This is a genomic window from Burkholderia sp. MR1-5-21 (genome assembly GCF_053427715.1).
In genome coordinates this window covers 321305-334541 of the sequence record NZ_JBSAXD010000003.1, presented here as the reverse complement: position 1 = coordinate 334541, position 13237 = coordinate 321305, and the positions used below count along the sequence as shown (strand labels likewise).

Sequence of the window (13237 nt, the reverse complement as noted above, 5' to 3'; positions counted from 1 at the left end):
GCATGCGCTGCCGCCGCCCTAACGCCCAACGCCACCCAGTTCCAGTACATGTCCAAAACGCCACACGAGGCGCCCGCACTCACCGCTCACGAGGATCATCCCGGCTGGCGCGCCTTCCTGAACACGCACATGCTGATCTGCGTGTTTCTCGGCTTCACGTCCGGCCTGCCCCTCTTCACGCTCGTCTATCTCGTCCAGGCCTGGCTGCGCTCCGAAGGCGTCGACCTGAAGGCGATCGGCCTGTTCGCGCTGATCCAGTTCCCGTATACGTGGAAGTTCCTGTGGGCGCCGCTGATGGACCGCTACGTGCCGCACCTGCCCGGCTGGCGGCCGGGCCGCCGGCGCGGGTGGATGCTGCTCACGCAGATCCTCGTCGCGGGCGCGATCGCCGCGCTCGGCTTCGTGTCGCCGCGCGACTCGATCTGGACGGTCGCCGCGCTCACGACGCTCGTCGCGTTCTTCGGCGCGAGCTCGGACATCGTGATCGACGCGTATCGCCGCGAGCTGCTGCGCGACACCGAGCAGGGCCTCGGCAACGCGGTGCACGTGAACGCCTACAAGATCGCCGCGCTGATCCCGGGCTCGCTGTCGCTGATCCTGTCCGATCACCTGCCGTGGAGCGGGGTGTTCGCGTTCACCGGCGCGTTCATGCTGCCGGGCATCGTGATGACGCTGCTCGTGCGCGAGCCGGAAGTGATTGGCGCGCCGCCGCGCAACCTGCGCGACGCGGTGATCCTGCCGTTCCGCGAATTCATCCTGCGCGACGGCTGGGCCGGCGCGCTGCTCGTGATTGCGTTCATCTTCCTGTTCAAGCTCGGCGATACGATGGCGACGACGCTGTCGACGTCGTTCTTCCTCGACATCGGCTTCAACAAGACGCAGATCGGCGTGATCGCGAAGACGACCGCGTTCTGGGCGAGCCTCGCGGGCGGCATCATCGGCGGCGTCTGGCTCGTGAAGATCGGCATCGCGCGCGGGCTGTGGATCTTCGGCATCCTGCAGATCGTGTCGACGCTCGGCTTCGCGTGGCTCGCGAAGGCCGGCGCGCAGCCGGGGCTGATGGCCGCCGTCTACGGCTTCGAAACGTTCTCGACGGGCCTCACGCTCGCCGCGTTCACCGCGTACATCGCGAGCACCACCGACCCGCGCTACACCGCGACGCAGTTCGCGCTGTTCACGAGCCTCGCGTCGGTGCCGCGCACGCTCGCGTCCGCCGCGAGCGGCTACATCGTCGCCGACATGGGCTGGTTCAACTATTTCCTGCTGTGCGCCGCGCTCGGCATTCCCGGCATGCTGCTGCTGTTCAAGGTCGCGCCGTGGAACGGCGACGCACGCGACAACGGGGTCGCCCGTGCGCAATGACCGACTGCGGCGCCTCGCGCATCGCAGCGCATCGCTGAGCATCATCGCTGCGGCGGCGCTCGGCGCGGGTTTCGCGCACGCGGGCGACACGGGGGCGGCCGCGCCCGGCTCGGCGCCGTCGGCCGCGCCGAACCCGCCTGCGTTGCCCGCGCAGGCGATCTCCGCGCCAGCCACGCCGCCCGCACCACCGGCCGCGCCCGCCACCGCCGAGCCGGCCCAGCCGACCGGCGCCGCCGCGTCCGCGAAGGCGTACACGCCTGCGCCGCAACAGGTTCGCTTCGGCGAGGCGGTCGCATTCCGCACGTTGATTCCGTCGCCGTTGCTCGAGCAGCTGACCGCGAACGAATACGCGCAGATCGTGGTGGCCGCCGCCCAGGCCAACCGGCTGCTCCCCGCGAACCAGCCGCGCGTGAAACGCCTGCGCGCGATCGTCGCGAAGCTCGCGCCGTATTCGGTGAAGTGGAACGACCGGGTCAAGACGTGGTCGTGGGAAGTCAATGCGATCCGCTCGCGCGACATCCGCCTGTCCTGCCTGCCGGGCGGCAAGATCCTCGTCTACGGCGGGATGCTCGACCGTGTCCGCCTGAACGACGACGAGTTCGGCGTGCTGCTCGCGCACGGCATCGCGCATGCACTGCGCGAACACGCGCGCGGCAATTTCAGCGAAGCGTCGCAGACCTCGCTGCGCGCGGCGTCGCTGCCGCCGCTGTTCGGCGTCGGCGATCCGCTGCCGCAGCCGCTGAACCTCGGCGAGCGCCTGCAGACGCTGCGCTACGACCCGACCGACGAGACCGAAGCCGACGTGATCGGCGGCGACATCGCCGCGCGCGCCGGCTTCGACCCGCGCGCCGCGATCACGCTGTGGGACAAGCTCGCGGTTGCGACGCGTGCGAACAAGGCGACGGGCTACATCTACGCGCATCCGTACAGCGCCGCGCGCCGGCAGGATCTGCTGAACCGCCTGCCCGACCTGATGCCGCTGTACGCGAAAGCGATCGGCAAGCACGTCGACACGCTGCCCGACTACGCGGGGATCAGCGCGCAGCGACGCAAGGTCGTGCGGCGCTGAACGGGCTGCGCTATGCACAGCCCTTCGTCCCGGCCTACAGATCGATCGCCGTACGCGCCTCGAATCGCTGGCTCCCCATCTCGCGCATCCAGCGCACTTCGTCGCCGGGGCTGCGGCCGAACAGCCGCTTGAACTCGCGGCTGAACTGCGACGCGCTCGCGTAGCCGACCCGCGCGGCCGCCGTGCCCGCGCCCACCCCGTCCTGCACCATCATCAGCCGCGCCTGGTGGAGGCGCGCGGCCTTCACGTACTGCATCGGCGATGTCGCCGTCACGTGCTTGAACTGCGCGTGGAACACCGCGAGGCTCATGCCGGCCTCGCGCGCGAGCATATCGACGTCGAGATCGGCGGTCGGGTCCGCGTGGATGCGCGTCAGCGCCTTCGCGACGCGGCCGAAATGATGCCGCTGCACGAGCGCCGCGCGGATCGCGTCGCCCTGCGCGCCGGTCAGCACGCGGTACGCAATCTCGCGCATGATCGACGGCCCGAGCACGCGCGTGTCGTGCGGCGACACGAGCGTCTCGAGCAGCCGCAGCACCGCATCGGCGAGCGGCGTGTCGAGCGGGGTCGAATACACGCCGCGCGGCTCGCTGACGGCGGCGCCGCGCGTCTCGTCGAGCAGGATCGACAGCTCGGCGACCACCGCGAGATCGATACGGATCGAGATGGCGAGAAACGGCTCGTCCGCGCTCGCGAACGTCTCGCATTCGAACGGCAGCGGCACCGACAGCAGCAGATATTGCTGCGCGTCGTAGACGAACGACTGCTCGCCGAGATAGCCGAGCTTGCGCCCCTGGCAGACGACGACGATGCTCGGCTCGTACAGCACCGGCATGCGCGGCACCGGCCGGTTCACGCGAATGAAGCGCACGCCTTCGAGATCGGCACGCGTATCGCCTTGGTTCGGCGCGAGACGCCCGAGCAGGTCGATCATGCGGCGCTGCACGCGGTCACCGGTATCGGCAAAAAGGGGCTGGAAGCTCATCGGCGCAATCCTGTGCTGCAAGAGAAACTGGCTTGCAATGTAGCACTTCGAAAGCGTTTTTTCGGCAGCCGGGCGGCAATTCGAGAGGAATAGGCAAAGCTTCGAGATCTTCAGGTATTTCACCGTGGCGGCCTGCTCCTTACGATGGCGTCCTGTCTCGCCGCACCGCCACATGGTGCGACGGCAGTCTCTTTTGCCGAACCAGGAGCCACGCATGAGCACAACCTATGCCTACGCCGCGACCGACGCGCAGTCGCCGCTCGCCCCGTTCGAATTCCAGCGCCGCGCGCTGCGCGACCTCGACGTGCAGATCGAGGTCCTCTATTGCGGCGTCTGCCACTCGGACCTGCACCAGGCCCGCAACGAATGGAAGAACACGATGTATCCGGTCGTGCCCGGCCATGAGATCGTCGGCCGCGTGACCGCGACCGGCGCGCAAGTGTCGCGCTTCAAGGTCGGCGAACTGGTCGGCGTCGGCTGCCTCGTCGATTCGTGCCGCACCTGCGCGAGCTGCGCGGAAGGGCTCGAGCAGTATTGCGAGAACGGCTTCGTCGGCACCTACAACGGCCAGGATCGCGTGACCGGCGACATCACGTACGGCGGCTATTCGACGCAGCTCGTCGTCGACGAGGCGTTCGTGCTGCGCGTGCCGGAGACGCTCGATCCGGCCGGCGCCGCGCCGCTCCTGTGCGCGGGAATCACGACCTATTCGCCGCTGCGCCAGTGGAACGTCGGCCCCGGCAAGAAAGTCGGCATCGTCGGTCTCGGCGGCCTCGGCCACATGGGCGTGAAGCTCGCGCGCGCGATGGGCGCGCACGTCGTGCTGTTCACGACGTCGCCGTCGAAGGTCGAGGACGGCAAGCGGCTCGGCGCACACGAAGTGGTGATCTCGAAGGACGAAGCGCAGATGAACGCGCACCTGAACAGCTTCGACTTCATCCTGAACACGGTCGCCGCGCAGCACGACCTGAACCCGTTCCTGCACCTGCTGAAGCGCGACGGCACGATGACGCTCGTCGGCGCGCCGGAGCACGACCACCCGTCGCCGCAGGTGTTCAACCTGATCTTCAAGCGCCGCCGCCTCGCGGGCTCGCTGATCGGCGGAATCGCCGAGACGCAGGAAATGCTCGACTTCTGCGCGGAGCACGGCATCACGTCGGACATCGAAACGATTCCGATGCAGCAGATCAACGCCGCTTACGAACGGATGCTGAAGAGCGACGTGAAGTACCGGTTCGTTGTCGACATGGCATCGATCAAGCCGAAGCGCTGAGCATCAGGCGACGTGCGGCGATGGCTGTGCACGCCATTGCCGCGCCAAGCACAAAGGGCCGCGACATTCGCGGCCCTTTGTGCATCCGACGGCATCCGGCGCCCGCGCAACGCGCGGACCGGCTGCTTACTTGTAGTCGTAATCGACCGTCAGCGGCGCATGGTCGCTGAACTTGATGTCGCGGAAGATCGACGTCTGCTTCGCGGTGCTCGCGACACCCGGCGTCGCGATCTGGTAGTCGATCCGCCACCCGACGTTCTTCGCATACGCCTGGCCGCGGTTGCTCCACCACGTGTACTGCTCGGGACGCGCATCGAGGGTGCGGAACACGTCCACGTAGCCGACATCGTCGAACAGCTTCGTGAGCCATGCGCGCTCGTCCGGCAGGCAGCCCGAGTTCTTCTGGTTGCTCTTCCAGTTCTTGATGTCGATTTCCTTGTGGACGATGTTCACGTCACCGCACAGGATCACTTCGCGCTTCTTCTTCAGCTTGGCGAGATGCGGCATGAACTCGTCCATGAAGCGGTACTTCGCCTGCTGGCGCTCGTCGCCGCTCGAGCCGGACGGCACGTACACCGACACGACCGACAGCTTGCCGTAGCGCGCCTCGACGTAGCGCCCTTCCGAATCGAATTCGCTGCTGCCGAAGCCGATGATCACGTCGTCGGGCTCGTGGCGGCTGTACAGGCCTGCGCCGCTGTAGCCCTTCTTCTCCGCGTGGTGGAAGTAACTCTTGAAGCCGTGCGGCTCGACGAATTCGGCCGGCAGGTCGTCGGCCGAGACCTTGATCTCCTGCACGCATACGCAATCGGCGTTCTGCTCGCCGAGCCAGTCGAAGAAGCCTTTCTTCGCGGCGGAGCGGATGCCGTTCAGGTTGGCGGTAATCACACGCATCATGTCGGTTCCGTTCAGTGTTCTCAGGTTCGTATCGTAGCGCAGCGCCGCGTTGGCCGCGCACGGCCAGGCGCGCGTGCCCGGCCGCGCCTAGCTGATCTTCACGCCTTCGAGCTCGGGCTTCGGCGGCGGGAATTCCAGCTTCATGTCGGTCAGCGTGCGCAGCAGCAGCTCGGCGATCATCACGTTGCGGTGCGTCTTCGAGTTCGCCGGAATCACGTACCACGGCGCATGCTCGGCCGACGTCGCGGCGAGCGCGTCGCGGTAGGCGGCCTGGTACCCATCCCAGTGCTTGCGCGCGTCGAGATCGGAGATGTCGAACTTCCAGTGCTTGTTCGGATCGTCGACCCGCGCCTGCAGCCGGTCGCGCTGCTCGTCCTTCGAGATGTGCAGGAAGCACTTGATGACCGTCGTGCCGTTCTCGACGAGCATCGTCTCGAAGTCGCGGATCTGCCGGTAGCGGCGTTCGCACTCCTTGTCGTCGATCGTCCCCAGCACGCGCGGCACGAGCACGTCCTCGTAGTGGCTGCGGTTGAAGATCGCGAGCTCGCCGGCCGCCGGCACCTGCGCGTGCACGCGCCACAGGAAGTCGTGCGCAGCCTCGATCGGCGTCGGCGCCTTGAACGACACGACGCGCAGGCCCAGCGGGTCGACCTCGCGGAACACCGCGCGCACGGTGCCGTCCTTGCCGCTCGTGTCCATTCCCTGCAGCACGAGCAGCACGCGCTTCTTCTGCTGCGTGTGCAGCCGTTCCTGCTGCGTGTCGAGCTCCGTCGACACGGCCGACAGCCGTTCGCGGTCGGTTTCCTTCGAGCCCGACGAGAACGGCTTCGCGGACGGATCGAACGCGTCGAGCGCGAACGCCGCGGCGTCCTTCTCGCGCGTGTGGTACGGCACCCGGTAGTCGTCGAGCGACGGTTGTTTCGCCATGCGTTCCTCCGTGTGACGGCGCGCACGCGGCGTGCGCACCCGTTAAAACGGGCCGCCCCGAACAGCGTCGGCGGCGGCCCGTCGTCAAGCGCGGTTCAAGGCGTGCGCCGCTTACCCGAGCTTCTTCTTCAGCAGTTCGTTGACCTGCTGCGGGTTTGCCTTGCCCTTCGTCGCCTTCATCGCCTGGCCGATCAGCGCATTGAACGCCTTTTCCTTGCCCGCGCGGAATTCCTCGACCGATTTCGCGTTCGCCGCGAGCACCTCGTCGATGATCGCCTCGAGCGCGCCGGTGTCGGAGATCTGCTTCAGGCCCTTCGCGTCGATGATGCGATCGGCGGCAGCTTCGTCGGTCGCCTTCTCGTCCCACATCGTCGAGAAGATTTCCTTCGCGATCTTGTTCGAGATCGTGCCGTCGGCAATGCGCTGCAGCACGAGCGCGAGCTGCGCGGCCGACACCGGGCTCGCGTCGATCTCGATGCCGTCGCGGTTCAGCTGCGACGACACGTCGCCCATCAGCCAGTTCGCTGCGATCTTCGCGTTCGCTGCGCCGGCCTTCGCGACCACCGCCTCGAAGTACGCGGCCATCGCCTTGCCCGACGTCAGCACGCCCGCGTCATACGCGGACACGCCGTACTGCTCGACGAAGCGCTGCTGCATCGCGGCCGGCAGCTCGGGCATGCCGGCCTGCACGCGCTCGACCCAGTCGGCGCCGATCACGAGCGGCATCAGGTCCGGATCCGGGAAGTAGCGGTAGTCGTGCGCGTCTTCCTTGCTGCGCATCGAGCGCGTCTCGCGCTTGTCCGGGTCGTACAGGCGGGTTTCCTGCACGACTTCGCCGCCGTCCTCGATCAGCTCGATCTGGCGGCGCACTTCGAAGTTGATCGCTTCCTCGAGGAAACGGAACGAGTTCAGGTTCTTGATCTCGGCGCGCGTGCCGAACTTCTCCTGGCCGACCGGGCGCACCGACACGTTCGCGTCGCAACGGAACGAGCCTTCCTGCATGTTGCCGTCGCAGATGCCGAGCCACACGACGAGGCCGTGCAGCGCCTTCGCATACGCGACCGCCTCGGCCGCGCTGCGCATTTCCGGCTCGGTGACGATTTCGAGCAGCGGCGTGCCCGCGCGGTTCAGGTCGATGCCCGTCATCCCCGCGAAGTCTTCGTGCAGCGACTTGCCTGCGTCCTCTTCGAGGTGCGCGCGGGTCAGGTTGACGGTCTTCGAATACGCGTCCTTGCCGGCCTTTTCATTCGCCGGCACCTGGATCGTGATCTGGCCGCCCTGCACGACCGGAATCTCGTACTGGCTGATCTGATAGCCCTTCGGCAGATCCGGGTAGAAATAATTCTTGCGCGCGAACACACTGCGCGGCGCGACGGTCGCGCCGATCGCGAGGCCGAAGCGGATCGCCCGCTCGACCGCGCCGCGGTTCAGCACCGGCAGCACGCCCGGCAACGCGAGGTCGACCGGACAGGCTTGCGTGTTCGGCTCCGCGCCGAACTGCGTCGGCGCGCCCGAGAAAATCTTCGAGACCGTCGACAGTTGCGCGTGCGTCTCGAGACCGATAACGACTTCCCATTGCGTCATATTCATGCCTCCCGCCGAGCCGCCTCAAGGGAGGCATGCGCCCCCTCGCGGGGCAGCGAACAAAGTGAGCGTGGGGGCTCGTTCCCCACCCCCGCCGGAACTTGCTTGTGCCAATCGGTCGCGCGCTGGAACGCGTCGGCGACCTGCAGCATCCGGGCTTCGTTGAAATAGTTGCCGATGATCTGCAGGCCGACCGGGCGCTTCGCGTTCGCGCCCGCGCCGAAGCCGCACGGCACGCTCATGCCGGGCAGGCCCGCGAGGCTCACCGACAGCGTGTAGATATCCGCGAGATACATCTGCACCGGATCGTCGCCCTTCGCGCCGAGGTCCCATGCGACCGTCGGCGACGCCGGGCCCATGATCACGTCGCAGGACTTGAACGCTTCCTGGAAATCCTGCGCGATGATGCGGCGGATCTTCTGCGCCTGCAGGTAATACGCATCGTAGTAGCCGTGCGACAGCACGTAGGTGCCGACCAGGATGCGGCGCTTCACCTCGGGCCCGAAGCCCTCGGCGCGCGACTTCTTGTACATGTCGAGCAGGTCGCGGTACTCGGCCGCGCGGTGGCCGAAGCGCACGCCGTCGAAGCGCGACAGGTTCGACGATGCCTCGGCCGGCGCGATCACGTAATAGACGGGGATCGACAGCTCGGTCTTCGGCAGCGACACGGGCACGAGCGTCGCGCCGAGCGCTTCGTATTGCTTGAGCGCCGCGTCGATCGCCGCGCGCACGTCGTCGGCGAGGCCGTCGCCGAAGTATTCGTTCGGCAGGCCGATGCGCAGGCCCGCGAGCGGCCTGGCCGCATCGTTGCCGGGCGCCCACGGCTCGCCGAGGTGGCGCGTGAAATCCTCGTCGTCGCGCTCGAGGCTCGTCGAGTCGCGCTCGTCGAAGCCTGCCATCGCGTTGAGCAGCAGCGCGCAGTCGGCGGCGCTCTGCGCCATCGGGCCGCCCTGGTCGAGCGACGACGCGAACGCGATCATCCCGTAGCGCGACACGCGGCCGTAGGTCGGCTTGATGCCCGTCACGCCGGCGAACGACGCCGGCTGGCGGATCGAGCCGCCCGTGTCGGTGCCGGTCGCGGCCGGCGCGAGGCGCGCGGCGACGGCGGCCGAGCTGCCGCCCGAGCTGCCGCCCGGCACCGCGCGCGTGTCCCACGGGTTCTTCACGGGGCCGAATGCCGAGTTCTCGTTCGACGAGCCCATCGCGAACTCGTCCATGTTGGTCTTGCCGAGCGTGACCATGCCGGCCGCCGACAGGCGGGCGACGACGGTCGCGTCGAACGGGCTCGCGTAGTTCGCGAGCATCTTCGAGCCGGCGGTCGAGCGCCAGCCGCGCGTGACGAACACGTCCTTGTGCGCGATCGGCAGGCCGGTCAGCGCGCCGGCCGCGCCGCGCGCGAGCTCGGCGTCGGCGGCCTTCGCCTGCGCGAGGGTGAGATCGGCGTCGACATGGACGAACGCGTTCAGGTCCTGCGCGGCGTCGATCCGTTTCAGGTAGTGCTGGGCCAGCTCGACGGCCGAGCATTCCTTGGCGGCGAGCGCGGCGCGCAGTTCGGTCAGGCTTTTTGCGTGCATTGAGTGATTTTCCTGGGAATTCCTGGGCGCGTGCGGCGCAAAGTGGTACGAAGTGGCCATGAAGCGGCGCGCACGCTTGTAGTCGAACGCTTACTCGATCACCTTCGGCACGAGGTAGAGGCCGTCCTGGACGGCCGGCGCCGGCTGCTGGTTGTCGTCGCGGTTCACGGTTTCCGTGACGGCGTCGTCGCGCAGGCGCTGCGCGACTTCCTGGATCTGTTCGATCGGGTGGGCGAGCGGCGCGATGCCGGTGGTGTCGACTGCCTGCATCTGCTCGACGAGGCCGAAGAATTCATTGAGCTGGCCGAGCGTATGCTCGGCGTCGGCGTCGGCCATTTCGAGCCGCGCAAGGTGCGCGATGCGTTTCACATCGGTCAGGGTCAGGGCCATGCGGTCACCGGAAAACAAGGCGGCGCAGCACGCGAAATGCGGGGCTGCGGCGTGGGTTGGAGGGTGCGATCCCACCCTCAAAAATCGGGGACGAAGCGGCAAAAATACCGTCCGTTTCGATTCAAATACCGCGAAATTATAAGGTATCATTACGCGTTCGACCCAAACCCGGCAGCCTTTTCCCGCACCGTTTCGCCCCGCTTCGGCAAGCCGTGCGAGCTTCGTGCGACTCCCGGTAGATTTCACTCGCAGCTTCGAGCGCCGCGGCGGCCGCTTCCGCCACGATCCGAGGCTGTTATTTTTTCCGCTGCCCGCCCTCGGCGATCGCTATGCAGGGCCGGCCCAGAGCGAAACAGGATTCTGAATGTTCGGTTTTTTGCGCAGCTACTTCTCCAACGATCTCGCGATCGACCTCGGCACCGCAAACACCCTGATCTACATGCGCGGCAAGGGCATCGTGCTCGATGAGCCGTCCGTGGTGTCGATCCGCCAGGAAGGCGGCCCCAACGGCAAGAAGACGATCCAGGCGGTCGGCAAGGAAGCCAAGCAGATGCTCGGCAAGGTGCCCGGCAACATCGAGGCGATCCGCCCGATGAAGGACGGCGTGATCGCCGACTTCACGGTGACCGAGCAGATGATCAAGCAGTTCATCAAGACGGCCCACGAGTCGCGCATGTTCTCGCCGTCGCCGCGCATCATCATCTGCGTGCCGTGCGGCTCGACCCAGGTCGAGCGCCGCGCGATCAAGGAAGCGGCCCACGGTGCAGGCGCATCGCAGGTCTACCTGATCGAGGAGCCGATGGCGGCCGCGATCGGCGCCGGCCTGCCGGTGTCGGAAGCGACGGGCTCGATGGTCGTCGACATCGGCGGCGGCACGACGGAAGTCGGCGTGATCTCGCTCGGCGGCATCGTCTACAAGGGCTCGGTGCGCGTCGGCGGCGACAAGTTCGATGAAGCGATCGTCAACTACATCCGCCGCAACTACGGGATGCTGATCGGCGAGCAGACCGCCGAGGCGATCAAGAAGGAAATCGGCTCCGCCTTCCCGGGCTCCGAAGTCAAGGAAATGGAAGTGAAGGGCCGGAACCTGTCGGAAGGCATTCCGCGCAGCTTCACGATCTCCAGCAACGAAATTCTCGAAGCGCTGACCGATCCGCTGAACCAGATCGTGTCGTCGGTGAAGATCGCGCTCGAGCAGACCCCGCCGGAACTCGGCGCGGACATCGCGGAACGCGGGATGATGCTGACGGGCGGCGGCGCGCTGTTGCGCGACCTCGACCGCCTGCTCGCGGAAGAAACCGGCCTGCCGGTGCTCGTCGCGGAAGATCCGCTCACCTGCGTCGTGCGCGGCTCGGGCATGGCGCTCGAGCGCATGGACAAGCTGGGCAGCATCTTCTCGTACGAGTGATCGTCTAAGCTGTTTCGTTGACATGACGCACCCGCGGCGTGGCCGGCTCGCTCGTTTAGAACGAACCGCCGCGCCGTTTGCGCGTCTGAGCATCATTTAACCGATCACATGCGCCCGGCGCCGACCATGGAATACAGTCCGCCGCCCCTCTTCAAGCAAGGCCCTCCCGCGCTCGCGCGGCTCATCTTCTTCGTCGCCGTCGCGATCGCACTGCTCGTGTCGGACGCGCGCTTCAACACGCTCGAGATCGTCCGCGGGGTGCTCGGCACCGTGCTGTATCCGCTGCAGCGCGCAGCGCTCGTGCCGCGCGACCTGTTCATGGGCGCGGCCGACATCGCCACGACCGGCGCGACGCTGCGCCACGACAACCAGCAATTGCGCGCGCGCAACCTGCAGCTGTCGACGCAGGCCAACCAGGCCGCCGTGCTCGCGCAGGAGAACATGCATCTGCGCGCGGTGCTCGAGCTGCGCCAGCACATCGCGACGCAGTCGACGCCCGTCGAGATCCAGTACGACACCGCCGACCCGTTCACGCAGAAGATCGTGATCGGGCAAGGCTCGCAGCAAGGCATCCAGAACGGCGCGCCCGTCGTCAGCGAAGACGGCGTGGTCGGCCAGGTCACGCGCGTGTTCCCGCTGCAGGCCGAAGTCACGCTGATCACCGACCGCGATCTCGCGATTCCGGTCCAGGTGCTGCGCACCGGCCTGCGCAGCGTGATCTACGGCACGCCGAAGGGCGATTCGCTCGACCTGCGCTTCGTGCCGACGAGTTCCGACGTCATCGTCGGCGACGAGCTCGTGACGAGCGGCCTCGACGGCGTCTATCCGCCGGGCCTGCCGGTCGCGAAGGTCGTGCGCGTCGACAAGCTCGCCGACACCGCATTCGCACGCGTGACCTGCGCACCGGTCGCAGCCGTGCGCGGCGCGCGGCAGATGCTGGTGCTGCATTACCAGAACGACATCCCGCCGCGCCCGGCCGAGCCGGAACCGGCCACCGACAAGAACGCGAAGGGCGGCAAGAAGGCCGCCAAGGCGGCCGCAAAGCCGGCCGACAAGGCCGCCGACGCAGGCGCGCAGCCGGCCGCCGCCGCGCCGCCGGGCGCGAAGCCCGCGCCGGCCGCCAAGGGCGCGCCGGCCAAACCCGCCGCCGCACCTGCGAAGCCCGCGGCTGGGCAATCAGGAGCCCAGCGATGAACCGCCCGCAATACATCCTGCAGCCGGTCAACCCGTACTTCATCGTCTTCAGCCTCGCCGCCGCGTTCCTGCTGAACCTGATGCCGTGGGGCCGCCTGCCCGGCATCCCCGACTTCGTCGCGCTCGTGCTGCTGTTCTGGAACATCCACCAGCCGCGCAAGGTCGGGATGGGCGTCGCGTTCGCGCTCGGCATCCTGATGGACGTGCACGACGCAGGCCTGCTCGGCGAGCATGCGCTCGCGTATACGCTGCTGTCGTACGGTGCGATCACGATCCACCGCCGCGTGCTGTGGATGCCGATCGGCGTGCAGGTGCTGTACGTGACGCCGCTGCTCGTCGTCGCGCAGCTCGTGCCGTTCGTGATCCGCCTCGTGATGGGCGCCGCGTTTCCCGGCTGGCGCTACCTGGTCGACGGTTTCGTCGAGGCCGCGCTGTGGCCCGTCGCGAGCCACCTGCTGCTGATGCCGCAGCGCCGTCCGGTCGATCCGGACGACACGCGCCCCATCTGAGCCGCGCCCGCGCCGCCTGGATCGAGCCTTGAACACCCGCCGCCCGTTCACCCGCCGCGCGCTGC

Annotated in this window: 12 protein-coding genes; 6 read left to right on the top strand and 6 right to left on the bottom strand. The window is 67.6% G+C overall.

Annotated features, from left to right (window positions below):
* Positions 1 to 48 precede the first annotated feature (48 nt).
* Together ACV229_RS06090 and ACV229_RS06085 are read left to right on the top strand one after the other, a co-directional pair.
* Positions 49 to 1362: an AmpG family muropeptide MFS transporter gene (locus ACV229_RS06090; RefSeq protein ID WP_448082211.1), complete on the top strand. Its 1314-nt coding sequence runs from the start codon at positions 49 to 51 to the stop codon at positions 1360 to 1362.
* Entirely contained in the window at positions 1352 to 2431 is a 1080-nt protein-coding gene (locus ACV229_RS06085; RefSeq protein ID WP_448082210.1) for a M48 family metallopeptidase, read from the top strand. The genes ACV229_RS06090 and ACV229_RS06085 overlap by 11 nt, the downstream gene beginning before the upstream one ends.
* Positions 2432 to 2465: 34 nt before the next feature.
* Here ACV229_RS06085 and ACV229_RS06080 read toward each other — a convergent pair whose 3' ends face one another.
* Entirely contained in the window at positions 2466 to 3416 is a 951-nt protein-coding gene (locus ACV229_RS06080; protein WP_448082209.1) for an AraC family transcriptional regulator, read from the bottom strand.
* 214 nt (positions 3417 to 3630) lie between these two features.
* Here ACV229_RS06080 and ACV229_RS06075 point away from each other — a divergent pair, with 214 nt between their 5' ends.
* Positions 3631 to 4689 carry an NAD(P)-dependent alcohol dehydrogenase gene (locus ACV229_RS06075; protein WP_448082208.1) on the top strand — a complete coding sequence of 353 codons (1059 nt, stop codon included), beginning with the start codon at positions 3631 to 3633 and terminating at the stop codon, positions 4687 to 4689.
* 126 nt (positions 4690 to 4815) lie between these two features.
* On the opposite strand, the gene ACV229_RS06070 is transcribed toward ACV229_RS06075, so the two are convergent.
* The 5 genes from ACV229_RS06070 to gatC form a co-directional block, all read right to left on the bottom strand.
* Positions 4816 to 5586 (bottom strand): exodeoxyribonuclease III, encoded by a 771-nt coding sequence (locus ACV229_RS06070; protein WP_448082207.1) that lies wholly within the window; start codon positions 5584 to 5586, stop codon positions 4816 to 4818.
* A gap of 87 nt (positions 5587 to 5673) precedes the next feature.
* Positions 5674 to 6513 (bottom strand): PPK2 family polyphosphate kinase, encoded by an 840-nt coding sequence (locus ACV229_RS06065; RefSeq protein WP_448082206.1) that lies wholly within the window; start codon positions 6511 to 6513, stop codon positions 5674 to 5676.
* A gap of 111 nt (positions 6514 to 6624) precedes the next feature.
* On the bottom strand, positions 6625 to 8097 hold the full coding sequence (gene gatB / locus ACV229_RS06060; RefSeq protein WP_448082316.1) for an Asp-tRNA(Asn)/Glu-tRNA(Gln) amidotransferase subunit GatB: 1473 nt from the start codon (positions 8095 to 8097) through the stop codon (positions 6625 to 6627).
* 2 nt (positions 8098 to 8099) lie between these two features.
* Positions 8100 to 9671: an Asp-tRNA(Asn)/Glu-tRNA(Gln) amidotransferase subunit GatA gene (gatA, locus tag ACV229_RS06055; RefSeq protein ID WP_448082205.1), complete on the bottom strand. Its 1572-nt coding sequence runs from the start codon at positions 9669 to 9671 to the stop codon at positions 8100 to 8102.
* Positions 9672 to 9761: 90 nt separating this feature from the next.
* A complete protein-coding gene (gatC, locus tag ACV229_RS06050; RefSeq protein WP_448082204.1) occupies positions 9762 to 10061 on the bottom strand; it encodes an Asp-tRNA(Asn)/Glu-tRNA(Gln) amidotransferase subunit GatC in 300 nt (99 codons plus the stop codon).
* Positions 10062 to 10425: 364 nt separating this feature from the next.
* Between gatC and ACV229_RS06045 the strand changes: the two genes are divergently transcribed.
* From ACV229_RS06045 to mreD, 3 genes are all read left to right on the top strand, one after another.
* Complete coding sequence (locus ACV229_RS06045; RefSeq protein ID WP_004189550.1) at positions 10426 to 11469, top strand: rod shape-determining protein; 1044 nt, start codon at positions 10426 to 10428, stop codon at positions 11467 to 11469.
* Between the two features lie 126 nt (positions 11470 to 11595).
* Positions 11596 to 12663 (top strand): rod shape-determining protein MreC, encoded by a 1068-nt coding sequence (gene mreC / locus ACV229_RS06040; protein ID WP_448082203.1) that lies wholly within the window; start codon positions 11596 to 11598, stop codon positions 12661 to 12663.
* On the top strand, positions 12660 to 13172 hold the full coding sequence (gene mreD / locus ACV229_RS06035; RefSeq protein WP_448078998.1) for a rod shape-determining protein MreD: 513 nt from the start codon (positions 12660 to 12662) through the stop codon (positions 13170 to 13172). The genes mreC and mreD overlap by 4 nt, the downstream gene beginning before the upstream one ends.
* Positions 13173 to 13237 lie beyond the last annotated feature (65 nt).